General features: G+C 60.7%; 31 protein-coding genes and 1 pseudogene. 9 read left to right on the top strand and 23 right to left on the bottom strand.

Going from position 1 to position 21,740, the window contains the following annotated elements; all coding sequences use genetic code 11:
- Window positions 1-98: 98 nt before the first annotated feature.
- The 3 genes from ABID26_RS32435 to ABID26_RS32425 all read right to left on the bottom strand — a co-directional run bounded on the left by ABID26_RS32435 (window position 99) and on the right by ABID26_RS32425 (window position 1,924).
- Window positions 99-389 (bottom strand): hypothetical protein, encoded by a 291-nt coding sequence (locus tag ABID26_RS32435; protein ID WP_292372814.1) that lies wholly within the window; start codon window positions 387-389, stop codon window positions 99-101.
- On the bottom strand, window positions 386-730 hold the full coding sequence (locus ABID26_RS32430) for a heme-binding protein (protein ID WP_292372851.1): 345 nt from the start codon (window positions 728-730) through the stop codon (window positions 386-388). The genes ABID26_RS32435 and ABID26_RS32430 overlap by 4 nt, the downstream gene beginning before the upstream one ends.
- A 183-nt stretch (window positions 731-913) precedes the next feature.
- Window positions 914-1,924, bottom strand: coding sequence for a zinc-binding alcohol dehydrogenase family protein (locus ABID26_RS32425; protein WP_292372812.1), 1,011 nt, complete (start codon window positions 1,922-1,924; stop codon window positions 914-916).
- A gap of 147 nt (window positions 1,925-2,071) precedes the next feature.
- Between ABID26_RS32425 and ABID26_RS32420 the strand changes: the two genes are divergently transcribed.
- Window positions 2,072-2,929, top strand: coding sequence for a LysR family transcriptional regulator (locus ABID26_RS32420; RefSeq protein WP_354417650.1), 858 nt, complete (start codon window positions 2,072-2,074; stop codon window positions 2,927-2,929).
- Window positions 2,930-2,983: 54 nt separating this feature from the next.
- Here ABID26_RS32420 and ABID26_RS32415 read toward each other — a convergent pair whose 3' ends face one another.
- The 6 genes from ABID26_RS32415 to ABID26_RS32390 form a co-directional block, all read right to left on the bottom strand.
- Window positions 2,984-3,226, bottom strand: coding sequence for a hypothetical protein (locus tag ABID26_RS32415; protein ID WP_354417648.1), 243 nt, complete (start codon window positions 3,224-3,226; stop codon window positions 2,984-2,986).
- A gap of 73 nt (window positions 3,227-3,299) precedes the next feature.
- On the bottom strand, window positions 3,300-3,599 hold the full coding sequence (locus ABID26_RS32410; RefSeq protein ID WP_292372808.1) for a DUF982 domain-containing protein: 300 nt from the start codon (window positions 3,597-3,599) through the stop codon (window positions 3,300-3,302).
- A gap of 140 nt (window positions 3,600-3,739) precedes the next feature.
- On the bottom strand, window positions 3,740-4,249 hold the full coding sequence (locus ABID26_RS32405; RefSeq protein ID WP_292372806.1) for an Hsp20/alpha crystallin family protein: 510 nt from the start codon (window positions 4,247-4,249) through the stop codon (window positions 3,740-3,742).
- A gap of 80 nt (window positions 4,250-4,329) precedes the next feature.
- On the bottom strand, window positions 4,330-4,797 hold the full coding sequence (locus tag ABID26_RS32400) for an Hsp20 family protein (RefSeq protein ID WP_292372804.1): 468 nt from the start codon (window positions 4,795-4,797) through the stop codon (window positions 4,330-4,332).
- A gap of 396 nt (window positions 4,798-5,193) precedes the next feature.
- On the bottom strand, window positions 5,194-5,463 hold the full coding sequence (locus tag ABID26_RS32395) for an usg protein (protein ID WP_292372801.1): 270 nt from the start codon (window positions 5,461-5,463) through the stop codon (window positions 5,194-5,196).
- 22 nt (window positions 5,464-5,485) lie between these two features.
- Window positions 5,486-5,833: a hypothetical protein gene (locus ABID26_RS32390; RefSeq protein WP_126098456.1), complete on the bottom strand. Its 348-nt coding sequence runs from the start codon at window positions 5,831-5,833 to the stop codon at window positions 5,486-5,488.
- 336 nt (window positions 5,834-6,169) lie between these two features.
- Here ABID26_RS32390 and ABID26_RS32385 point away from each other — a divergent pair, with 336 nt between their 5' ends.
- The 4 genes from ABID26_RS32385 to ABID26_RS32370 all read left to right on the top strand — a co-directional run bounded on the left by ABID26_RS32385 (window position 6,170) and on the right by ABID26_RS32370 (window position 8,854).
- Complete coding sequence (locus tag ABID26_RS32385; RefSeq protein ID WP_354417679.1) at window positions 6,170-6,484, top strand: co-chaperone GroES; 315 nt, start codon at window positions 6,170-6,172, stop codon at window positions 6,482-6,484.
- A 59-nt stretch (window positions 6,485-6,543) separates the two neighbouring features.
- On the top strand, window positions 6,544-8,172 hold the full coding sequence (groL, locus tag ABID26_RS32380) for a chaperonin GroEL (protein ID WP_354417645.1): 1,629 nt from the start codon (window positions 6,544-6,546) through the stop codon (window positions 8,170-8,172).
- Window positions 8,173-8,232: 60 nt separating this feature from the next.
- Window positions 8,233-8,463 (top strand): hypothetical protein, encoded by a 231-nt coding sequence (locus tag ABID26_RS32375; RefSeq protein WP_292299209.1) that lies wholly within the window; start codon window positions 8,233-8,235, stop codon window positions 8,461-8,463.
- A gap of 70 nt (window positions 8,464-8,533) precedes the next feature.
- Window positions 8,534-8,854, top strand: coding sequence for a DUF982 domain-containing protein (locus ABID26_RS32370; protein WP_292372797.1), 321 nt, complete (start codon window positions 8,534-8,536; stop codon window positions 8,852-8,854).
- A 483-nt stretch (window positions 8,855-9,337) separates the two neighbouring features.
- On the opposite strand, the gene aroQ is transcribed toward ABID26_RS32370, so the two are convergent.
- The 9 genes from aroQ to ABID26_RS32325 are packed head-to-tail and all read right to left on the bottom strand — an operon-like array spanning window position 9,338 to window position 15,655.
- Window positions 9,338-9,787, bottom strand: coding sequence for a type II 3-dehydroquinate dehydratase (aroQ, locus tag ABID26_RS32365; RefSeq protein ID WP_292299205.1), 450 nt, complete (start codon window positions 9,785-9,787; stop codon window positions 9,338-9,340).
- A gap of 26 nt (window positions 9,788-9,813) precedes the next feature.
- Window positions 9,814-10,182, bottom strand: coding sequence for a 5-carboxymethyl-2-hydroxymuconate Delta-isomerase (locus ABID26_RS32360; protein WP_292372794.1), 369 nt, complete (start codon window positions 10,180-10,182; stop codon window positions 9,814-9,816).
- Between the two features lie 15 nt (window positions 10,183-10,197).
- Window positions 10,198-11,058: a shikimate dehydrogenase gene (locus ABID26_RS32355; protein WP_292372792.1), complete on the bottom strand. Its 861-nt coding sequence runs from the start codon at window positions 11,056-11,058 to the stop codon at window positions 10,198-10,200.
- Between the two features lie 15 nt (window positions 11,059-11,073).
- A complete protein-coding gene (locus ABID26_RS32350) occupies window positions 11,074-11,829 on the bottom strand; it encodes an amino acid ABC transporter ATP-binding protein (RefSeq protein WP_292372790.1) in 756 nt (251 codons plus the stop codon).
- A 24-nt stretch (window positions 11,830-11,853) separates the two neighbouring features.
- Window positions 11,854-12,678, bottom strand: a complete 825-nt coding sequence (locus tag ABID26_RS32345; RefSeq protein WP_292372788.1) for a transporter substrate-binding domain-containing protein — start codon at window positions 12,676-12,678, stop codon at window positions 11,854-11,856.
- Between the two features lie 36 nt (window positions 12,679-12,714).
- The gene (locus ABID26_RS32340) at window positions 12,715-13,365 is read right to left on the bottom strand and encodes an amino acid ABC transporter permease (RefSeq protein WP_292372786.1); all 651 of its coding nucleotides are present in this window, start codon (window positions 13,363-13,365) and stop codon (window positions 12,715-12,717) included.
- A 10-nt stretch (window positions 13,366-13,375) separates the two neighbouring features.
- The gene (locus tag ABID26_RS32335; RefSeq protein WP_292372784.1) at window positions 13,376-14,044 is read right to left on the bottom strand and encodes an amino acid ABC transporter permease; all 669 of its coding nucleotides are present in this window, start codon (window positions 14,042-14,044) and stop codon (window positions 13,376-13,378) included.
- A gap of 54 nt (window positions 14,045-14,098) precedes the next feature.
- Window positions 14,099-14,917 carry a sugar phosphate isomerase/epimerase family protein gene (locus ABID26_RS32330; RefSeq protein WP_292372782.1) on the bottom strand — a complete coding sequence of 273 codons (819 nt, stop codon included), beginning with the start codon at window positions 14,915-14,917 and terminating at the stop codon, window positions 14,099-14,101.
- A complete protein-coding gene (locus tag ABID26_RS32325; RefSeq protein WP_292299266.1) occupies window positions 14,918-15,655 on the bottom strand; it encodes a GntR family transcriptional regulator in 738 nt (245 codons plus the stop codon).
- Between the two features lie 261 nt (window positions 15,656-15,916).
- Between ABID26_RS32325 and ABID26_RS32320 the strand changes: the two genes are divergently transcribed.
- From ABID26_RS32320 to ABID26_RS32305, 4 genes are read left to right on the top strand one after another with little or no spacing between them, the layout of a single operon-like run.
- Window positions 15,917-16,810 (top strand): dioxygenase family protein, encoded by an 894-nt coding sequence (locus tag ABID26_RS32320; protein WP_292372779.1) that lies wholly within the window; start codon window positions 15,917-15,919, stop codon window positions 16,808-16,810.
- A 26-nt stretch (window positions 16,811-16,836) separates the two neighbouring features.
- Complete coding sequence (gene hpaH / locus ABID26_RS32315; protein ID WP_292372777.1) at window positions 16,837-17,619, top strand: 2-oxo-hept-4-ene-1,7-dioate hydratase; 783 nt, start codon at window positions 16,837-16,839, stop codon at window positions 17,617-17,619.
- A gap of 7 nt (window positions 17,620-17,626) precedes the next feature.
- Entirely contained in the window at window positions 17,627-18,391 is a 765-nt protein-coding gene (gene hpaI / locus ABID26_RS32310; protein ID WP_292372775.1) for a 4-hydroxy-2-oxoheptanedioate aldolase, read from the top strand.
- Between the two features lie 11 nt (window positions 18,392-18,402).
- Window positions 18,403-19,086: a transporter substrate-binding domain-containing protein gene (locus ABID26_RS32305; protein WP_292372773.1), complete on the top strand. Its 684-nt coding sequence runs from the start codon at window positions 18,403-18,405 to the stop codon at window positions 19,084-19,086.
- A gap of 23 nt (window positions 19,087-19,109) precedes the next feature.
- Here the strand turns inward: ABID26_RS32305 and ABID26_RS32300 are convergent.
- The 5 genes and pseudogenes from ABID26_RS32300 to ABID26_RS32280 form a co-directional block, all read right to left on the bottom strand.
- Window positions 19,110-19,294 (bottom strand): annotated as a pseudogene (locus tag ABID26_RS32300) (dihydrodipicolinate synthase family protein); the annotation flags it as partial.
- A gap of 644 nt (window positions 19,295-19,938) precedes the next feature.
- Window positions 19,939-20,529 carry a type II toxin-antitoxin system VapC family toxin gene (locus ABID26_RS32295; protein WP_292372771.1) on the bottom strand — a complete coding sequence of 197 codons (591 nt, stop codon included), beginning with the start codon at window positions 20,527-20,529 and terminating at the stop codon, window positions 19,939-19,941.
- A complete protein-coding gene (locus ABID26_RS32290) occupies window positions 20,519-20,815 on the bottom strand; it encodes a hypothetical protein (RefSeq protein WP_292372769.1) in 297 nt (98 codons plus the stop codon). The genes ABID26_RS32295 and ABID26_RS32290 overlap by 11 nt, the downstream gene beginning before the upstream one ends.
- Before the next feature lie 110 nt (window positions 20,816-20,925).
- Window positions 20,926-21,234: a periplasmic heavy metal sensor gene (locus ABID26_RS32285; protein WP_292372766.1), complete on the bottom strand. Its 309-nt coding sequence runs from the start codon at window positions 21,232-21,234 to the stop codon at window positions 20,926-20,928.
- 96 nt (window positions 21,235-21,330) lie between these two features.
- The gene (locus ABID26_RS32280) at window positions 21,331-21,732 is read right to left on the bottom strand and encodes a hypothetical protein (protein WP_292299186.1); all 402 of its coding nucleotides are present in this window, start codon (window positions 21,730-21,732) and stop codon (window positions 21,331-21,333) included.
- Window positions 21,733-21,740 lie beyond the last annotated feature (8 nt).

Raw genomic sequence — 21,740 nt, 5'->3', positions numbered from 1 at the left:
CCAGCTGCCGTTGTCGCTGGTCCACACCATCGTAAACGGCGCCCGAAGCTCGGTAGACGGCTTGTCCTTTGGGCCTACCGAGCCGACACGTACGCCCGTTAGACCGCGGTGCTGCCGAAGCGTTGCACGTTCACGTCTTCGGCGCGGAGCCTGATCACCGCATCCGAATTAAACAGCGCCTCGAACGCCGCAGGCTTCAGGACGTGAACCGAAGGCGCCGACGGGCCGATCTCGGCGAATCCGACAGCGGGGATGTAGCGAAGGACCCCAGCCAGATCCCGTTTGGTCATCCGCGCATAGAGGTCACCCGCGGCAGAGGCGACATCGACATCAGCGGCCGCCGTAGCCAACGCGACGCCGGCGTCGCGTTGAGAGAGGGTTGTGTTCATTTGGAGACCTCCAGACCGGCGGCCTCGAGCGCAGCGACCGCCATGTCGTGGTCTTGCTGAGCGGCGCCGCCGGAGATGCCGATGCCGCCGACCACACGGCCGCCCACCACGATGGGAACACCGCCGCCCACTGGCATGACGCGCGGATGGTTGGCCAGCGGAGCCGTGGCCGGCTGAGCGACGACCTGGTTCCAGATCATCGTGTCCAGACCGAAGGAGGCGGCAGTCCAAGCCTTGTTGATAGCCACTTCGGCGGCCAGGAACGGCGTGGCGTCGGCGCGCTCAAAGGCGATCAGGTGGCCGCCGTCGTCGGTGATCGCAATGGCCAGGTTCAGGCCGATCCTGGTGGCCGCGTCACGCGCGGCGACGGCCAGCGCCAGCGCGCTGTCGCGCGTGATGGAAGCCTTGGTTTGGGTATGAGTAGCGTTGCTTTAAGCCATTTGAGGTTCCTTGTGTTGAAGTTGGCGGAAGGGTGAAAGAGTTGAAGTTGTGCGCCTGGGTGCTCGTATGCGGAGCGCTCGAAATCAGAAGCCTTCGAGCACGACCTTGCCTACGGCCTTGCCGCTTTCGATCAGCGCATGCGCACGGGTCAGGTTTTCCGCGTTGATGCGGCCGAAGACGGCGTTGGCGGTCGTCTTGACGCGGCCGGAGTCGACCAGGTCGGCCACGCGCCCCAGCAGAACGCCCTGCTCTTGCATGTCGGGCGTCTCGAACATCGAGCGCGTGAACATCAGCTCCCAGTGCAGCGACAGCGACTTGCTCTTGAGCGCGATCGGATCCAGCCCTTCCATGTCGTCGATGACAGCGAGCGCGCCCTGCGGCTTCAGGCTTTGGATGATCTCCTGGTAATGCGTGCCGGTCTGCGTCAGCGAGGCCACGTAGTCGACGTGCTCGATGCCGGCCGAGCGCAGCGCCTGCGACAACGGCTTGGAGTGATCGATAACCGCGTGCGCGCCCAGCTCCAGGCACCATTCACGCGACACCGGACGCGACGCCGTGGCGATGACGCGCAGCTTGGTCAGCTGCCGGGCCAGCTGGATCAGGATCGAGCCCACGCCACCGGCGCCGCCCACGACCATCAGCGTCTGACCTTCGCCACCGCCTTGGGCGATGCGCAGCCGATCAAACAGCAGCTCCCAGGCGGTGATGGCCGTCAGCGGCAGCGCCGCGGCTTGCCCATCCGAAAGCGACCTGGGCGCCTTCGAGACGATGCGAGCGTCCACGGCGTGCAGCTCGCTGTTGGCGCCCGGGCGCTTGATCGAGCCGGCATACCAGACGCGGTCGCCGACCTCAAAGCCACTGGCCTGCGGGCCAACGGCCTCGACCAAGCCGACGGCATCCCAGCCGAGCACCTTGACTTCGCCGGTGGCCGGCGCGCTGCCGGCGCGGACCTTGGTGTCGACCGGATTGACCGAGACCGCGTGTACACGCACGAGCAGGTCATGCGGACCAGGCACCGGCGCGGGCAGATCCATGTCCTCGAGCGCCTTGGGCGCGTTGATGGGCAGGTTCTTGTGATAACCGACAGCTTTCATGGCAATCTTTCCTTCCATATCGATGGAAGGCAATGTAGATAACATTCCTACGCTTGATAAGATGACCTCTAGATGTTTCACTTTCAAACCCGAATTGAAAATGTAAACGACCTCCAAGTGCTGCTGCACACGGTCAGCGGAGGATCATTGACCGCAGCGGCGCAGGCACTCGGCATCACGCCGGCGGCGGCCAGCGCAACGCTCAAACGGCTCGAGACTCAGCTGGGCACGCGGCTCTTCGAACGCTCCACACGTGCAATGCGGCTTACGCCGCCAGGTCAAATCCTTCTGGAGTACGCCCGGCGCGCGTTCGAGCTACTTGCCGAGGGAGAGTCCCAGCTCGATGCCGAACGCGGCGCGCTGGTGGGCACCGTGCGTGTCTCGGCGCCGTCGGACCTTGCTCGGACAGTGCTAATGCCAATGTTTGATGAGTTCTTGCACTTTCATCCCGGAGTGAAACTGGCGCTCAATGTTGGCGACCGCGTGCTCGACGTGCTACGAGATGAGGTGGACTTGGCTATCCGGTACGGTGAGTTGAACGACTCTCGCCTCGTGGCCCGTCCACTTTCGCTTGCGCACCCTGTCGTCAGCGCCTCTCCCGACTATTTGAGTCGTCGCGGCACGCCACATACGCCGACAGACCTGGTGGACCACAACTGCATCTCATTCATTCGCGGCGGTCGCACGTTCAGCTCGTGGCGGTTCGGTCAGAACGGCCAATGGACCACGGTAAGGGTCAGTGGCGACCGGATCGTGGATGACGCCTCGCTGGCACGCGAATGGGCTGTTTCGGGAGCCGGAATCATCTTCATGACGGAGATCGAACAACGGCGTGATCTGCAAAGCGGCAATCTGGTGCGACTACTGACCGAATGGGAGACAGATCCGTATCCGTTGCATGCTCTCTTACCTAGCGGGCGCTTCGTCCCCAATCGCGTTCGCGCGCTCCTGGACTTCATCGCTGGGCGCTTTGCTGAACTCCGGCGATCAAACACGGAGCAATGAAGAAGGCGCCCGGCAGTCCGAGTCAAGCGTTGAGCGGGCATCGCGGAGAGCGCATCACGCCAAAGAAGATGCGCCAGCAGAAGCGCTGACAGCGGTGTCAGGTCGGCAGGCTTGAGAATAAGCGCGTTGCCGCCAAATGACATCCTGGTAAGAAGAAAGAAAATCGTGGCTGTTTGAGTTACGTCCGTTAATCACCGCAATTCGCGGGATGAGTCTCTTTGGTGGGGCCCAGAGGACGGCGACAAGAGCGTTGAGTTTATTCGTTTTTGTAGGGCCAAAATCAGAAATCTGCCCCATAGGTTTTCCGTGATCGACCTCGTCCAGTCGAAGTCCCTACCCTATGCGCGCCCAAGAGCAGCCCGGGCTGAAGTCAGGGCCCGCGCTCAGAAACCGACGGCTTTTGGTCAACCCCTGCCAGTGGCGAAAAATCGGATTTGGCCAGCACCCCAGCTATCCTGGCAAAGCTGACAAATGCCTGTCGCGCCTGTTCGGTTGTCATCTGCCCGGCGATCGCGGCGTTGCAGCTTCTCACTGCGCAGCTGTATACCGGTCCCCGACGGACCTTCGGCCATTGATTCAAGAATACGAGCGCCTCCCGCACCGAGTTGATGTCGTGTATCGCGTTAGTGGTCTTAACCTGCACGGGGGCAAGGAAAGCCAGACCGGTCATTTGTTACCTCCCTGTGATTGCGAGGGCGTGGTCCAGCATCCCATGATGCGGCTCTGTCGAGGCTGTCGGATGTCATTTGGCCATCCTCGCTATCTGCGAGGGCCGGAGCTGGACGAGCCCCGGCCCTCCTTCACGAACCGTCATTTGCTGCCATTGATTGCAATGCGCTTGGCGTTTGCCTGGGCCTTTTTGGTCTTCGGCAGTGTCACGGTGAGCACGCCGTTCTTGAACGTGGCCGCCACCTTGTCTTCTTCAACCTCACGGCCGAGACTGAAGCGCCGCTCAAAGCGCCCATAAAAGCGTTCGCTGAACTGGCGGTCCTTATCCTCGGTCTCTGCCTTCTTCTCGCCGCGAAGCGTCAGAACACCATCATCCAGCATGACTTCGACGTCGTTTTTATCGAGGCCAGGGATTTCGGCCGTCACCCGGATTTCCTGATCGGTTTCCGAGAACTCTACGCTTGGCCAAATGCCGTTGTTAGGGCTCATGCGGCCCAGCATCGAAGGCGTGTCAAAACCGCGGAACACCTCGTCGAATAGCCGGTTGACATTGCGATGCAGCGACAGGAACGGATCCATTCCTTCATTGCGATAAATGCTCGGCACCTGGCTGCCGCCACGGCTCCAGGGAATCAAGTCACGCACGCTCATTTGTCCTTCTCCTTTCGAACTTTGGGTCGTAGCCAGGCGCACCACGACAAACGGGGTGGAGGGCAGGTCGACCGCTAAGATCAGGCTGCAGCGTTTTCAATGCGCTTGGACGCGGCCTTCTTGCCGGTATCGACATTGATCGCGATGCGGCGCGGCTTCATCTCCTCGGGGATTTCTTTCTTGAGGTCGATGATCAGCAGACCGTTCTCCAGCTTTGCCCTCACAATAGTCACATGGTCGGCCAGCTCGAAGCGGCGCACGAACGGCCTCAGCGCCAGGCCATGATGGAGGAACTGAGCGTCGTCGTTCTCTGTCTTGGCGCCCTCGATCACGAGCATATTTGGCTCGTGCGTGATCGTAAGCTCGTCTTCATCGAAACCGGCGACCGCAAGGACAATGCGATAGGTGTCTTCGCCATGCTTGGCGATATCGTAGGGCGGCCAGTTGTCCGCGTTCTGTGGCGGGCTGGCGTTTTCGAGCAGGGTGAAGATGCGGTCAAAGCCGATGCTCGACCGATAGAAGGGGGAAAAGTCCAAGTTCGTTCTCATAACTACATCCTCCTTGGAGCAACATAGATACGAGGGAACGCCAAGAAGCCTGGCGCTCCCTGACACATCGGTCCCTTACTCGGCGGCCGACAACGATGAGTTGGGAATCGGTTTCCGGGGCGTCAAGGGGGAAAATAATCGCTAAGGCGGCTTAGCGCCGGTCTTCAAATGCTTAATGGCAAGCGCTTCAACGAGTACGCATCTGTTTCGCTGCTATGCACGACCACTGCAATGCTCGTTCTCGTTCCACTGGAACTGACCGATCCGAGCGCATCGGTTTTTTGTGGCTGCTGCACACCGCCAACCAACAAAGAGGCTTTGGTGTGACGGTCTTTGGCCAATAGCCCTGACGTCGGCAGACCTAGCGGGCCTGGCCGAAGCGAAACCGGGCGCCGTCTATTGAATTGTCACGATGCCGTCTACGGCCTGCCATTCGGAAGGCCGGATCAGGCGGTGATGGGCGACGCGCACGGAATGGAGCGCGCCTTCGAGTTCGCGCTCCCAGTAGTCCAGAAACCCCTTCAGGGTTGGGAATTCCGGTGCAAGATCGTATTCCTGCCAAACGTAGAGCTGCAAAAGGCTTGGATGATCGGGAAGATGGTAGTGGATTTCCGCGGTTGTGAGACCGTAGCCCTCCATTTGCAGCCGGAATTCCCTGCTGACCATGCGTCCCTCCTATAGCACGCGCTCAGGCATCAAGTCTTTGCGGGCGTTTTCTGTCCCGTCGTTGCTTGAAGTCACAGCCAAATTCGGCGCGAGTGTTGTCCAGTCGGCCAAGTGCATCCATGACTGCGTCAAACGTCACCGGGCTCGCAGTGCCCGGTGGCTTTCGCAGCGCAGGCAGGGATTCGACGGCGCAAGCATCCGACGCCCATGAGGCAAGAATGGCGCGCTTTTCCTGAATATCGAGCGTGCGATCGCACACCACCTCGTCGGGGTGATTAAAATGCCGCGCCGGGAACAGCAGGCGATCAAGCGAAGGATCAGACGTTTCAGGGGCGATCGAGGGGATGTTTTTCGGCAAGGTTCGCTCCATCGATGGTCTCCGCTTACTGACAATCTCCTTGGCATCGTTTGTGTTGCAGTGAGGCCTTTTGGGACTCCAACCGCAAAAAATTTCGTGGGGTTCGGGCCGAATTTCAAGACCCAAAAATCGCGCGCCCTAGCAAAATAGCTTCATGATTTCATGTCGCTAGCACTCCGAAGTGCCGCGTGCCAAAAATTTTTCAGCGCCCTCTTGAAACTCAAAAAATGCAAAACTAGCTCGATATGCGTGATGCCTGAAGAAGGATCGCGGCGCCCCGCACCGGCCGATATTGCCGGCCCGGTGTTGAGGAACCTCAAAAATCTGTTTGTCCTGAAGGAGAACGAAATGACGTTCCGTCCATTGCACGACCGTATCCTGGTTCGCCGCATCGGGGCCGAGGAGAAGACGGCCGGCGGCATTATCATTCCCGACACTGCCAAGGAGAAACCGCAGGAGGGCGAAGTGATCGCTGTCGGCCCGGGCGCGCGCGACGAAAGTGGCAAGCTTACGCCGCTCGACGTCAAGGTCGGCGACCGCATCTTGTTCGGCAAATGGTCCGGCACTGAGATCAAGCTCAACAGCGAAGACCTGCTCATCATGAAAGAAACCGACGTGATGGGTGTGATCGAGAACGAAATCCAGGCCAGCAAGGCCGCGTAGGCGACGCGCCTGATCGGGTCTTAATTCGTCAAATGCTGCCTAAGGGAAGGAGGTGCAAAATGGCTGCCAAGGACGTCAAATTCCATACCGAAGCCCGTGAGAAGATGCTGCGCGGCGTCGATATCCTCGCCAACGCGGTGAAGGTCACCCTCGGCCCCAAGGGCCGCAACGTCGTCATCGACAAGTCGTTCGGCGCGCCGCGCATCACTAAGGATGGCGTTACTGTCGCCAAGGAAATCGAGCTTGAGGACAAGTTCGAGAACATGGGCGCTCAGATGGTGCGCGAGGTTGCCTCAAAGACCAGCGATATCGCCGGTGACGGCACGACGACCGCAACGGTACTCGCCCAGGCGATCGTCAAGGAAGGTGCGAAGGCCGTTGCCTCGGGGATGAACCCGATGGATCTGAAGCGCGGCATCGATAAGGCCGTCGAGGCGATTGTGCGGGAGTTGAAGACCAACGCTCGCAAGGTGACCAAAAATGACGAGATCGCCCAGGTCGGCACCATCTCGGCCAATGGCGATGTCGAAATCGGCCGCTTCCTCGCCGAGGCGATGCAGAAGGTCGGCAATGAGGGCGTGATTACGGTCGAGGAAGCCAAGACCGCCGAGACTGAACTGGAAGTCGTCGAAGGCATGCAGTTCGACCGTGGCTATCTCAGCCCCTACTTCATCACCAATCAGGACAAGATGCGCGTCGAGTTGGAAGAGCCCTATGTGCTGATCCACGAGAAGAAGCTCTCCAACCTCCAGGCGCTGCTTCCCGTGCTTGAGGCTGTGGTGCAGTCGTCCAAACCGCTGCTCATCATCGCCGAGGATGTCGAGGGTGAGGCCTTGGCGACGCTGGTCGTCAACAAGCTGCGCGGTGGCCTCAAAGTCGCCGCTGTCAAGGCGCCCGGCTTCGGCGACCGCCGCAAGGCCATGCTGGAGGATATTGCCATCCTCACCGGCGGCACCGCTATCTCGGAAGATCTCGGTATCAAGCTCGAAAACGTCACGCTCAACATGTTGGGCCGCGCCAAGAAGGTAGTGATCGAGAAGGAGAACACCACCATCGTCGACGGCGCCGGCTCGAAGAGCGAGATTCAGGGTCGCGTCAGTCAGATAAAGACGCAGATCGAGGAGGCGACCTCCGACTACGATCGCGAGAAGCTGCAGGAGCGGCTGGCCAAGCTCGCCGGTGGCGTCGCCGTCATCCGCGTCGGCGGCTCGACCGAGGTCGAGGTCAAGGAGCGCAAGGACCGTGTCGACGATGCCATGCATGCGACGCGCGCTGCGGTCGAGGAAGGCGTGTTGCCAGGTGGCGGCGTAGCGCTTCTGCAGGCGGCAAAAGCACTGGACAGCGTGCAGGCCGAGAATGAGGATCAGAAGCACGGTATCGAGATCGTGCGCCGCGCGATCGAAGCACCTGTGCGGCAGATCGCCGAGAACGCCGGCGCGGAAGGTTCGATCATCGTCGGCAAGCTGCGGGAGAAACCGGAATTGGGCTGGGGCTGGAACGCACAGACCAATACCTTCGGCGACCTCTACAACGAGGGCGTCATCGATCCCGTGAAGGTGGTGCGGACCGCGCTTCAGGATGCGGCATCGGTTGCCGGCCTGCTGGTGACCACCGAAGCGATGATTGCCGAGAAGCCAAAGAAAGAACCCGCCGTTCCGGCAATGCCCGGCGGCGGCATGGACTTCTGAGGAAAGGCAGCGGTGTCCGCGCTCCATGGGGCGCGGACGTCTCTGACATTGGGTGAGGCCATGAACGTGATGAAACTGGATGTCATCCCGCCGCCCTCGCGCGCGGCCACCGACCTGAACTACGAAGCGGATCTGAAAACCGCGCTGGAGCCGATCCTGTCGGAACTGCTCGACCGGGCAGAACACGCAGGTTGGGATCGGCGCAAAGCAGCATACACGGTGATGTTTCTGGCCGCGCGGAATCTTAGCGACGGCAAACAACACCCGGCGAACGGGAGTTCGACAGGCTAATAGGCCAACCTTTCACGAAACGCGCCGTGGGGAATCTTTCGATCGATGAACCACGTGAACGGATGAAAACATGGAACACAATCAATTTCAGCATCCCGTGAGGGTGCTCGTGGGTCTTGGGTTTCCGACCGACATTCAAAGCGTAAAAGAGGCCTTCGTCCTGCTGGATGAATGGCCGCCATTGAAGCGGAACGCTGCTCACGGCATCGCGCTCAATGCCTGTCGGGCAGCCCTCGCCGGCGAGGTGGATGCCGAAACCGCTCGCAGCACTTTTGTCGCCTTTGCCCGCCGCATGGATTTGCTTGTACCGGCCGCGGGAGACATCGTCGCGGCCAATGCAGTCGGCGCCTTCGGAATCGCTTCGGGAGGCCATTACAACAAATCGATATAATCGATCTGTCGGAAAGGAGAAAATCGAGGGGTGTTCGATTCCCCGAACCAATGAGACCGCGCCTGAAGTCCGCAAGGGGAGCGCGTCGTTGCCAGTCCCTGGGAACCGCTCGAGTGCCTTCACGATCAATGGCCAGAATGGGCGAGAGGACCAAGCTATCGAGCAGCTGCCGCACGTAGCCCTATGGAAAACGCTGCTAAAGCAACATTATGCGGCCTTGGCAGCGGCTCGCACGTCCACTTCTGTGAACGCCTGAAAAAGCGAATGGGAGGTTTAGTTGAATCTGTAGGGTTCGGCTTCGCGCGCCAGACGTCAAGCCTTCTCGGGTAGAAATTCTCGTTCGAGTCCATTGCTCTAAAGCCGGAGGCGGATCGGCGATGGCGCTGAGCGTCGCCTCCGGTTCCGACAATACGTGCTGGACATGGCGCTTCCCGATGAGGCCGACACCCATGACCGCCAGTCGTCGTTCTCGTCATCGCACTCTCATCCTGTGTCCTTGGGCGTGATCAGTGAGGCGACACGTCGAAGCCCAAGTTGATAGCCTTCGGTCCCAAGCCCGCAGATCACACCGTCCGCGCGGTGGGACACGAACGAGTGGTGGCGGAAGCTCTCGCGTTTGTGGACATTCGAAATGTGCACCTCAATCACCGGCCCCTCGAAGGTATTCAGCGCGTCCAGGATCGCCAAGGATGTGTGTGTGAAAGCCGCCGGGTTGATGACGATGCCCGCGCCGTCTTCGCGCGCCTCGTGAATCCAGTCTATGATCTCGTATTCCCGATTGCTTTGATGGAAACGTATTTCTTGGCCCAGTTCGCTCGCAAGTCGCCGGCAATCCGCCTCGACATCTGCCAGCGTCTCATGTCCGTAGATGTGGGGCTGGCGTTTGCCGAGCAGATTCAGGTTCGGGCCGTTCAAGACGTAGATGACGCTCATGGTTGGCTCTTTTGAATGTGGCATCGTCAAGGAATCGAGCTGGCCGAAATGGCGAACTCGGGATTGGACTCATAGAGGTCCGCTCTAAGGCCGATCCGACCGTCGGTGAGCGCGACCGCGGCCACGCCTCGCGCCGCCTCGAACACGCGCTGAAGGAGCTGTTTCTTCACCTCCGGTTCGCGGCCCGGTGCCATGCGCACGATGATCTGGATGAAATGGTTCTGCGGATGCTCGTCGGCCACCAGGGACACAGTCGCCTCTCTGGCCAATGTTCTGACCGCGGTGGGCTTCACGAGCCCTCCATCGCGCACCTCGCGATGAACCGCGCGGGCCAGGGCCTCCAGGTCGACGACTTCGGAAGCGCCGCGGCTGTAGTCGATGATGATGTGCGGCATTTGCCCGTGTCCTCTTCACGCCGACTGGCGGCACAGCACCTCGAAATAGCGAGACATCCTGTCAGCGTCAGGCTCGACGCCTGTGAACAAGTGAAAGGCAGCGGCCGCTTGGAAGACGGTCATGCCTCCTCCGGGCAGTACCCGGCATCCCTTTGCTCTGGCCAGCGACAAGAGCTCTGTCACGAGCGGCATGTAGACGATGTCGGCGACCCAGTGGCGCGGTTGGAGCCATTGCGGTTCTATCGGCAATCCCGGATGGCCCTTCATCCCCATCGGCGTCGCGTGGATCAATCCCGACGACTGCTCCAAGGCCGCCCCGACGTCGGTTATGGCTTGTGCGCATTCGCGGCCGAAGCGTTTGTTGAGTTGGTTAGCCAGGGTTTGGGACCTCGATGGGTCCTGGTCGAAGATATAGAGCATCCCCATGTCGAGCTTGATCGCCGCATGTGCGACTGCCACCCCCGCGCCCCCTGCACCGAGCAAGACCGCCCGGGATTTGTCGACGTCGGCAAGCCCGTTCGAGAAGTTCCGATAGAACCCGTGCCAGTCGGTGTTGTGCCCGATGCGTTTGCCTGCCCGCATCACGACCGTGTTCACCGCCCCCAGCATGTCAGCGTCCTCGGACAAGCCGTTCAGAAGAGGTATGATGGACTGCTTGAACGGATGGGTGACGTTCACCCCCGCAAAGCCTCTCCTGTCCGCCTCCGCGAGCAAGTCGGGCAATGTCGCGCCTACACGAGGCGGTTCGGCGGCATCGAGAAGCTCATAGGCGTATTTCAGGCCTAGCACGCGGGCCTCCTCCTCGTGGAGGGCCGGCGATTTCGACATCTGGATGCCGGCACCGATGAGGCCGACGTGAAAGCCATCGCTGTTCATCTGGGAGTTCCGTGCTCAGTGGTGCGCGAGGATTTCGCCGAGGAAGGCTTTCGTGCGTTCGTGCTTGGGCGAAGTGAAGAAGACCTCGGGTTGCGCCTCTTCGACGATTTGCCCGTTGGCCATGAAGATCACGCGGTCGGCCACCTGCCGAGCGAACCCCATCTCGTGCGTCACACACACCATCGTCATGCCGTCGCGGGCCAAGCTGATCATGGTGTCGAGCACCTCCTTCACCATTTCCGGATCGAGGGCGGACGTCGCCTCGTCGAAGAGCATCGCCTTCGGCTCCATGGACAGCGCCCTTGCGATGGCGACGCGCTGCTGTTGGCCACCCGACATTTGCGCGGGATACTTGTCCGCCTGATCCCCTATTCGGACGCGTTCCAGGTATTTTCGGGCCAGCTTCTCGGCCTCGGCCCGGCCCAAACCCCTGACCCTCATCGGCGCGAGCGTACAGTTTTGGAGTGCGGTCATATGTGGAAACAAATTGAAGCTTTGAAACACCATGCCGACCTCGCGACGGATCGCGTCGACGGCCTTGGCCGACCCATCGAGCAGTTGCCCCTCGACAGTGATCTTGCCTTCCTGCGTTTCCTCCAAGGCGTTTATGCATCGGATCAAAGTGGATTTGCCCGAGCCAGAAGGCCCGCAGATCACGATTTTCTCGCCTCTGCGGACCTCTAGGTTGATGGACTTCAACGCATGGAAAGGGCCGTACCATTTCCCGACCCCCTTAAGGGCGATCATGGTGGACTGATGATTGGGGGACATGGAACGGTCTCTTCGATCTGCGGTTTAATTGACGGTGAACGGGATGTTGGGGATCGATTCAGGGAATTTCGGAAGATCGATGCCCATCCACTTCTTCGTGATCGCGGCGAGTTCGCCATTTGCCTTGATCTTGTCGAGGAAGGCGTTGACCGTCTCATTCCAATCCTTTTCGCCCAAGCGCGTGCCCACGCCGTTGTAGGTCGTCAGAAAGTCGATCTTGCGCTCGTAGGTACCGGCGCTGGCAGCGTCGAGGCGCTGTCCGTAGAACTGGTTGCCGCCCACCGCCTTGACCTGTCCCGACAGCAGCGCCTGAATCGTCGCGGCGTCGTCATCGAAGCGGCGCACGGTCGCGCTCGAGCCAACTGCTGCGGTCACGGCCTTGTCCTGGGAACTGGACTTTGGCACGCCGATCTCCCAGCCCGCCACATCCGTCGCCGATTTGGCGGCGTCGGTCTTGGCCGCGTAGAGGGAGATCGTGTTGGCGGCATAGGGCTTGCTATATTGGATCGACTTCGCTCGCTCTTCGGTCATCGCCATCGTCGCGAAGAGGATGTCGACCTTTCCGGTGGTGAGAGCGGGAATGCGGTTGGCGACCGCCAGCGGCTGGAATTGGATTTCGACGCCGAGCTCCTTGCCGAACAGCTTGGCTATGTCCGCGTCGAAGCCGTCCTGGATGCCGCTGGAGTTGATGAAACCCCATGGCGCGTTGTCGCCCTGGATGCCGACGATTAAGGTCCCCTTGGCCTTGATTTCCTCGACCGTCGCGGCGACGGCCAGGCTCGATCCGATCAGGGACATCGCCGCTACCGCCAGGGCCGTTTTCATGACGTTTCTGCGTGAAATGCTCATTCTATTTCCTCCTCTTGGTGTGCTTCCCACGAAGCGTTAGCGGGCGGCTTTCGCCATCCGTTTCTCGATGCCGCTGCCCAGATGGGAAAGCGGCCAACAAATGATGAAGTAGATCAGGCCGACGATCCCGAAGACGAGAAGGGGTCGATAGGTCTGGTTGGAGACGATCTGGCCGGCTCTCGTCAGTTCGATGAAGCCGACGATCGCCGCGAGCGAGGTTCCCTTGATCAACTGGACCAGGAAGCCGATCGTGGCCGGCATCGATATCTTCAGGGCCTGCGGAAGAACGACGTCCTTCATGCGGGACACGTAGTGCAGCCCGAGCGCCTTGGCCGCCTCTGTCTGGCCCCTCGGCACCGCCTCGATCGCGCCGCGCCATATCTCGCCGAGGAAGGCGCTGGCGTGAAGCGTAAAGGCGATTGCCACCGCTATCCAAGCGTTGACGTCAACGCCCAGAAGCGCCACGCCGTAATAGACGACGAACAGCTGCATCAGCAGCGGCGTGCCCTGGAAGACGGCGATGTAGCCGGTCGTGACGGTGCGCGCCACGCGGTTCTGGGCGGTGCGTAGCAGTGCGATCAGCACTCCGAACGCCCCGCCGCCCAGGAAGCCGATGACTGCGAGCAGGATGGTCCACTTGAGGCCCTGCAAGAGGAAGAACAGTTCGTTTCCGCCGATAGGTCCCATCTGGCGCCTCCTATCGGGTCGGATAGTTGAAATAGATGCGGGAGATGATGGTGAAGAGACCCATCATCAGGCTCGAGATCACGAGGTACATCACGGTGACCGAGAAATAGACTTCGAAGCTGCGGAACGTGTCGGACTCTATGATCTGAGCGGCCGAGGTCAGCTCGTAAGCGGCGATGGAGGTGCACACCGACGTCGTCAGCGTGAGCATGACGAACTGGCTCGTAAGCGAGGGATAGATTGCCCGCAAAGCGGGCTTGAGCACGATCTTCCTGAAGACCTCGCCCTTGTGAAGGCCGAGCGCCAGGCCCGCTTCGATCTGGCCTTTGTTTATGCTTTCGACGCCGCCGCGGATGATTTCGATGGCATAGGCACCGCCGTTGATCCCGAGTGCTATGATTGCGGTCAGTGTCGGATTGAGCCGGATGCCCATGAGCGGAAGAGCGAAGTAGATAAAGAAAATCTGCACTAGGAACGGGGTGTTTCGCACGATCTCCACAAACGCAACGGCGGGGGCGCGCACGGCCCTTACCTTTGATGTTCGCGCCGCGACGCCGAAGATCCCGATGACCAACGCGACGGCCATCCCGGCGAGCGCGAGACCCAAAGTTCCCAGTGAAGCGAGCAGCAGCTCGGGTGCGCGGTCCCAGACCACGCTGAAATCGAACTTGTAGCCCATTGTTTTCTTTACCTCCCCAAGGGACGCGTCGCCCCTTCGGCTGTGCTGGCACCGTCAACGCCGGCTTCGTTCCAGGAGACTTTTTGCGGTGGTCGCGAGCCGCGAGAGGTGATCGACTGGAGCCTTGCCGCCCGTCAACGGGACCTCGACCGAGAACCTCGTTCCTGGCCGCGTCGCCGCGACCAGTTCGGCGAGACCGAGCTCTCCGGCACCCGGGGCAAGTCTCCCGCCACGGGCTTCTGCGATCATTTCCTCATTGGTTCGCGGTGCAGGCCCTCGCGCGTCGCAGAGCTGAACATGCGCGACCCGCCAAGAGTGTTCCCGAAGCTCCGACACAGTGGCCCCATTGCGGAAGAAGTGGATGCCATCGACGAGGACCCCGGCATTTTCAGCGCCGGCTTCTTTCACGACGGCGGCACCGTCCTGGAAGGTCTTGATGACCCGCCAGCCCATGTTCTCGATGTCGACGGACATGCCGTGACGCGCAGCGATCGCGCACAACGCGGCGAAATTCGCCACGAGGCGTCCCCGGTCCCAGTCGTCGCCGCAAACGCTCAGCCGCCTCGCTCCGAGGTCGGCGGCGGATTCGATGACGCGCTCGACGGCAGACGCCTCGAACGAAGGGTCGATGACGAAGAACTCGATGTCAAAGACCTCGAGCCCCTCGGTATCCAGGACGCTCTTGAATTCCCCAGAAGCGCGCGAGCCAAGGGGAAGCTCATAGTAGGGCGCGCCCTGGAAAGCCGGGTGCAGCCTCAAGCCGATGGCGCCGAAACCAGCCCTTGCCGCAGCCCGGGCGAAATCGTCCGGGGGCAGCATGATGGCGGAGAAATGTGCGACGCCGAGCAGATCGACGCCATGCATGTCGACCATTTACTTGATCCCCTTCTCGGCCAGATGGTTGCGCAGATTTGTCCCGGTCCGATGTATGTGCTGGCGCAGCTTGTCGCTCGAATACTCGACGTCGCGCGCCACCGCGCCCTGCGCGATCTCGCTGTGCTCCTGGGCGACGTTTCGATCCCCCGACGTGCGGGTGAGGAACACGCGCCTGTAACGGTCGTTAAGGTTGAGCAGCAGGTTGCAGAAATGAAGCAGCAGCGGCTTCTGGCATCCCGAGATCAAGGTGAGGTGGAACTCGCGGTGCATAGCTTCCCACTGTTCCAAAGTCTCGGGTCGAGAGGCGTCGCGCTCCGTCCTGCTGAGGCGGTGCAGCGCCCGCATGACGTTGCCTTCCCATTCGACGTCGCCGAGACGCATGGACTCCCGAAGCGCGAAGATTTCCAGCTCCTCGCGCAGGGCCGTGATTTCCTCGAGATTGGCCAAAGATATGGGGGACACCCGGTAGCCGCGGTTGTCCTCGAATTCGACGAGGCCGTCCGAGATCAGACGCGCGAGGCCCTCGCGCAACGGGCTCAGACTCACATTGAACGACTGCCGCGCCTTGTCGAGGTTTATCTTGCTTCCCGCCGCCAGGTCGCCGGAAATGATGGCCTCGCGGAGCCTTGAGGCGAGCTGGCTTCCGATGGTGTTCTTGCCGTCGTCGGCGAAGCCCGAGCCGGAGGATGTTGTCTCCGGCCTCGATCCTTCATCACTGTGGATGTCGGCTTGCATGTTTCCTCCCGTTGGCGACGATGCCGGCAAGTGTCGATGATCAATCTCATAAACGATTATTTTTGTCAACCAGCGGATGTTCGCCGAGGTCGAGCTATTGAGGTGGCATTAAGATGGCTCAGATTTTATGTGATGTTATCAGTGCATTATGGCGGACATCGTCTCTCATGATGACTTGGTTGGGCAAAAGAACCCCATAACGAAGCTTGACAAATAATCGATTATTCTCGTAGTCATTGATCCATTGGAGGGAACCCTTGCATGCCTATCGAGTCAGAGAGCGATCTCACACCAGCAGTGCTCGCGGTCATGGAGCGGACGCGCGACCCCCGCCTGCGGGAAATACTGGTCGCTCTGGTCAAGCATCTGCACGCTTTTTGCCGCGAGGCCCGCCTTACTGAACCCGAGTTCCGCAACGCGACTGCCATTCTCAATGAGATCGGACAACTCCAGACAGACAGCCACAACGAGTTTGTGCTGATGGCCGGATCGCTTGGCGTTTCCTCGCTCGTATGCCTCCTCAACAACGGCAACAACGGGCAGACGGAAACTTCACAGTCCCTGCTCGGTCCATTCTGGCGGCTCAATTCACCTCGTGTCGAGAACGGCGGCACCATCATCAGATCGCAGACGCCCGGTACTCCGCTATTCGTCCAGGGCAAGGTCGTCGACCGCGTCGGACACCCGATCGCGGACGCGGAAGTCGATATCTGGCACGCATCGCCAGTCGGTCTCTACGAGAACCAGGACCCCGATCAGGCGGAGATGAATCTGCGCGGCAAGTTCACGACGGACGACTGCGGTCGTTTCTGGTTCCGAACGGTCAAGATGGTGGGCTACCCGATTCCGACGGGCGGTGTAGTCGGCCGGTTGCTCGCTGCCCAAGGCCGCCATCCCTATCGTCCCGCCCACCTGCACGCGCTCATTTTCAAGAAGGGTTACAAGACCCTGATCTCCCAGGTGTTCGACCCAAGCGATCCCAACATAGATTCCGACGTCCAGTTCGGCGTCACCTCGACCCTGACAGGAGACTTCGTACGCCATGAAGGTCCCCACGGGGAACACGCCGACGTGGCGGGTCCGTGGTTCTCGCTCGACTACACTTACGTGATGGAACCGGGCGAGGCGGTCTTGCCCCGCGCGCCAATTCAGTAACCGGACCGAACAGGAACCACGACAGCATGATATCCGAACGAGATCGGCAGGCCGCCGCAGCCGCGCTTTTGCAGGCCGAGCGTGAGCGCAAACCGATACCCCAGCCGAGCAAGACGTATCCCGATTTGGAACTGGAAGACGCCTACCGCATCCAGGAACTATGGGCGCAGGCGCGAACAGCCCAAGGGGCAAGGATTGCAGGGCACAAGATCGGCCTCACGTCCCGCGCCATGCAGATGGCGTCCAAGATGACCGAGCCCGATTACGGCCGCATCCTGGACGACGCGCTGTTCAACGACGGTGCGCAGATAAAGGCCGACCTGTTCATAAAACCGCGCCTCGAAGTCGAGCTCGCTTTCATCATGGGCGAGGACCTCAAGGGCCCAAACACGCGCATATATGACGTGATGCGGGCGACGGAGTTCATTGTCCCCGCAATGGAGATCATCGACTACCGGACCGAAGTTCCGCGCGCCATCACCGACACCATCGCCGACAACGCGGCATTCGGCGCTATCGTGGTCGGAGGCAGGGTCGTGCGCCCGATGGACGTGGACATCCGGTGGATCGGAGCCACGCTTTCGAAGAATGGCATAATCGAAGAATCGGGCGTTTCGGCCGCGATCATGGGACATCCCGCCGCCGGCATCGCCTGGCTCGCGAACAAGCTCCATCCGCTGGGCTCGGGCCTGACCAAAGGCCAGATCGTGCTTGCGGGGTCGTTCACACGGCCAGTGGACATCATGAAGGGCGACGTGATCCAGGCGGACTTTGGTCCGATCGGGGCGATCGGCGTCTCATTCGTGTAGGTGCCGCATGAAGATGCCCGTAAATAAGTTCAAGAAGCGCCTGATCGAGCGAGAGTGCCAGATCGGGCTATGGTGCGCGCTGCCGGGCGGCTACACTGCGGAGATAGTGGCGCCGTCGGGCTTCGATTGGCTTCTTTTCGATACCGAGCACTCTCCGAGCGATGTGCTGACCGTGTTGCCGCAACTTCAAGCTGTAGCGGCCTACGACGTCTCAGCGGTGGTGCGGCCAGCGTCAAACGACCCGGTCCTGATCAAGCGCTATCTCGACATCGGCGTTCAGTCGCTTCTCATCCCCTATGCTCAGAACGCTGACGAGGCGCGTGCCGCCGTCGCCGCCGTCCGTTATCCTCCCACGGGAATCCGTGGCGTTTCTGCCCTTACGCGCGCCACGCGGTTCGGGCGCGTGCCGGAATACGCGCAAAGCGCCGAGGCGGAAATCTGCCTGCTGGTGCAGGTCGAGACACGCCAGGCTCTGGACAACCTGGAGGCCATCGCGAACGTCGAGGGCGTGGACGGCGTTTTCATCGGACCTGCCGACTTGGCCGCGAGCCTGGGCCATGCAGGAAACCCGGGCCATCATGAGGTGATCGTAGCCGTTGAAGACGCGATAGCAAGACTCGTCAAGCTTGGGGTGCCGGCAGGGATACTCACTCCAGACCAGAGCTTCGCCACAAGGTGCATCGAGCTCGGGACGCTGTTCACCGCCGTCGGCGTGGACGTCGCCGTCCTGGCGCGCGGTTCCGAAAGCCTGGCTCAAAGGTTCAAATCGTAAGGCACTTGAGCATGGCCATTCCTTCTCGTGAAGTCGTCGCCGAACTCGCTCCCAACGGGACAATCCGGGCGGCCATCAATGCCGCCAACGCCGCCCTCGTGCAGGTGGACCCTTCATCAGGAGAGATCGCGGGACCGAGCTCGGATATCGCCCGGCGGCTCGGATCGGAACTCGGCGCGCAGGTATCGCTGGTGAGGTACCCCACGGCGGGCGGAATAATGGCCGCGATAGATCGAGATGAATGGGACATCGCGCTGATCGCCGAGGACCCCTCTCGGGCCGATCGGCTCTTCTTCTCGCCGCCCTATGCCATCATCGCGGCCACCTATGCCGTGCGCGTTGATCTGCCCTGCCGGACGTCGAACGACGTCGACGCGTCCGGGGTCCGTATCGCCACGGCGCGAAGCGCTGCGTACACGTCAAGACTGGAGCGCTTGATCAAAAGGGCGACCCTCGTCTACGCCGACGATCCTAGCTCGGCCTTCGCACTGATGGTCGGCGGCGAATGCGACGCCGCGGCGGGGATTCGGGAGTCACTCGCGAGGTTCGCGGTCGGCGCGCCCGGCGTGCGCGTCGTCGACGGCGCGTTTTCCGAGATCAAGCAGACCATCGCGATACGCCACGGCTCTCCGCAGGCGGCGGCGCATCTGACCGATTTCACGGTTCGGTACATGGACATGGCTGAAGCTCGATAGCTGCGCACCGGATCGTGTCGGAACCGATCGTAGCGCAGCAGCGGCAGATGGGCATCGTAGATGTCCTGCGCAGCCACGCGGTCACCGACCTATGATATGCAACCGCATCGATCAGCATTTCGGAGAACGCGTATCAGGTCATGGCCCCATCGGCCCCGCGCGCCATCTCGCAGTCAAGGAAGAGACCGCCGTTCCCGCATAGAACTGCTTCGTAGCCCACTGGCGAATAACGATTATATTAGTCGCTGAGGGTCGGTGTTTCCACGGAAAATCAATACTTAGCGGATGATTCGCCAACCCATTTCCTTCGTATTCTCTCGTATGGTCTGGCGAACCTAAGGAACAGGAGAAGGACTAGTTTCCGTGCGAGCGGTGTCGATCGCGGCAGGGGATCTACCCTTCCCTGGCGTGCTGCGCTGGGTAGTGGGTCGGTTTGAAAGCAATGACGGAAAAGCACCCAAAGCGCCCGCGCGATCCTAACCAGTGGCGAAGTCGATCGCCGATCTGGCGACGACTCAACGGCAACAGAGCAAAGCAAGATCGCCAAAAAAGCGGCTAGCGCCCCTTGGAAAAAAGGTCTTCCTGCTCGGGAGCAGACAGAATAGCCATCGCGTTTCGTCAACGAGCTTGTCGGCTATGCCCTTCATCAGAACATAGGGCAGCATCGCGGAATCGGTGAACCGAAAGCGATAGGGTTCTTTCCATCCGCTTCATCTGGAGAATGTTGCCGCGCTTTGCCGACGCGAAGTCTTTGAAGTTTGCGTTGAAGTGGTCGACGCGCCTTGCTGCCCCAACGATCCGGCTAAATGGTATCTCTACATTCTTTGGCGTGAACCATCCGCTCGCGTCCGTTCACACGGATCGCGACGCTTCTGGGGTGCGGTACAGAACAATGCGCCCTGTCGGAACGAGTTGGGAAAGAAAGTCGAAGTCCCGGATGTTTCCCGTGAGCACGCTTGCACCTAGTTGACGTGCCTGTAGGAAAACCAGAGCGTCGTTGACGAACTTGCGTTCGTGACCTTCGCCCTTTGGCAAATTGCTCATTCGGAAGAGCAGACCAGCGAGGATCCCGGCTTGCTCCCAGACGGCAGTATCGGGGGTATGAAGTCTGTGCTCCGGTATGTCCGCGATCGTGGCTTGGATCGTTTCCAGAACAGTCTTCGTAGAGATATGCTTCGGATCCAGCCGGCCGAACAGGTGTGTCAACTCGGAAAGGCTCACCGCCGAATGGTGGCACAGCCGATACGTTAAAAGCGTATCCACCCCTGCCGGCGATCGACCCTGCAGAACATCCAGATAGACGGTAGTGTCCAGAAACAATGGACCGCCGATAATCGGTTCGTCGTCGCTCCATGGCAGATCGTCATCGGCCCGGCGCGCGAGTGTTCCTTGGCGTTTCTGGGGCTTGAGTGCTCGCAGAGTTTCGGAAAGATCAAATCCCAAGGTCGATATCCGAGGGAATGCTGCCTTTGCGCTTGACGAGACGAGCCCCGAAATCGTCCTCCAGCGCCAGGCGCGACAGCGCAAGCTCCAATAACTCGGTGTCCGAAGTGACGTGGGCGTGCTTCTTGGCCGCGGCGATCAGGTCCGACGATACACGCCCCGACAAACGCGTGTTCTTAGCAGAGCCGAGCAGACCAACGGCCCTCGCCTGCTCAAGGACGAGCTTGTTACGGGTCAGCGCGACCTTTGCTTCGCTGTCTGCAGCAGTATGGATCTGAGCACCCATGCCAACCTCCTGTGTTGAACATAACGTAGGTTACGTTCAACATATTTGCAAGGAGCACTCGAGGTTCTTGGCCCTTTGACAGGAATGCATGGACTGTCGACTGGCATCGATCAGCGATCGCCCTTCACTGCGACGCGCACTGCAGCGATCGCTTTGGTCACCGCAGCTTCATCGAAGGGCTCAGCCTTCTCGGTCGCAGCCAGATCGGAGCGTGCGGCGCGCAGTTCTCGCAGCGCTTCGAAGGTGCGGGCGCGATTATCGCGCATGACCGTGCGGAATCCCTCGCGCACCTCCGGCGAATAGGCGCCCGCGATCTCAGGGATCAGCCCGCGCGCCGCCGCAGCCTGGCGTAGGCCGTGCGCGGCATAGCCGATGAAGAAAAAGTTGAGGCCGAGCGACAGAGCGAGAAGCACGAGCACCGCCAGGAGCTCCGAATCCTGGGCCTCGTCCTAAGGCGAGCCACCTGGTAGCCGGCGACCGTGCGCATTGGTCCACCGATCTTGTTCGACCGGCAGTTACTTAACGCCAAGAGCCTCCTTGAGCTCTGCCAGTTTTTTCATGCATCCTTGCTCGTCGCCAGCTTGGGACATCTTGCGGGCTTCGGCCATCAGCTCGCTGGGATGTTCGGCGCTTTGGCCACTGCGGCTGCCAGTCACCTGCTCCTGATGAGGTGTTGTGGGCTTCACGGCTCCCGCCGTTGATCCAGTGACCTCGCTGTTGCCGCCCTGTTGCTTGCCGGCCAGGACCTCGGCTTGGTGCTTCGTCGCCGGAATACCCGACTTGTTGTCAGGGACTGCGCCCGTTTCGGCAGTGGTGACGTTAGGCTCGAGTGCCTTCAATTCATGTCCGCAGTCGGCAAAAGCCGGCGAAGCGATCGCTAAGATGAACGCCGATGCGGTGGCTATTCGTATAGACATGGACACCT

This window comes from Mesorhizobium shonense, from assembly GCF_040545255.1.
GTDB lineage: Bacteria > Pseudomonadota > Alphaproteobacteria > Rhizobiales > Rhizobiaceae > Mesorhizobium > Mesorhizobium shonense.
Note: the sequence above shows the minus strand (reverse complement) of the source record. Positions and strands in the feature narration are given on the sequence as shown.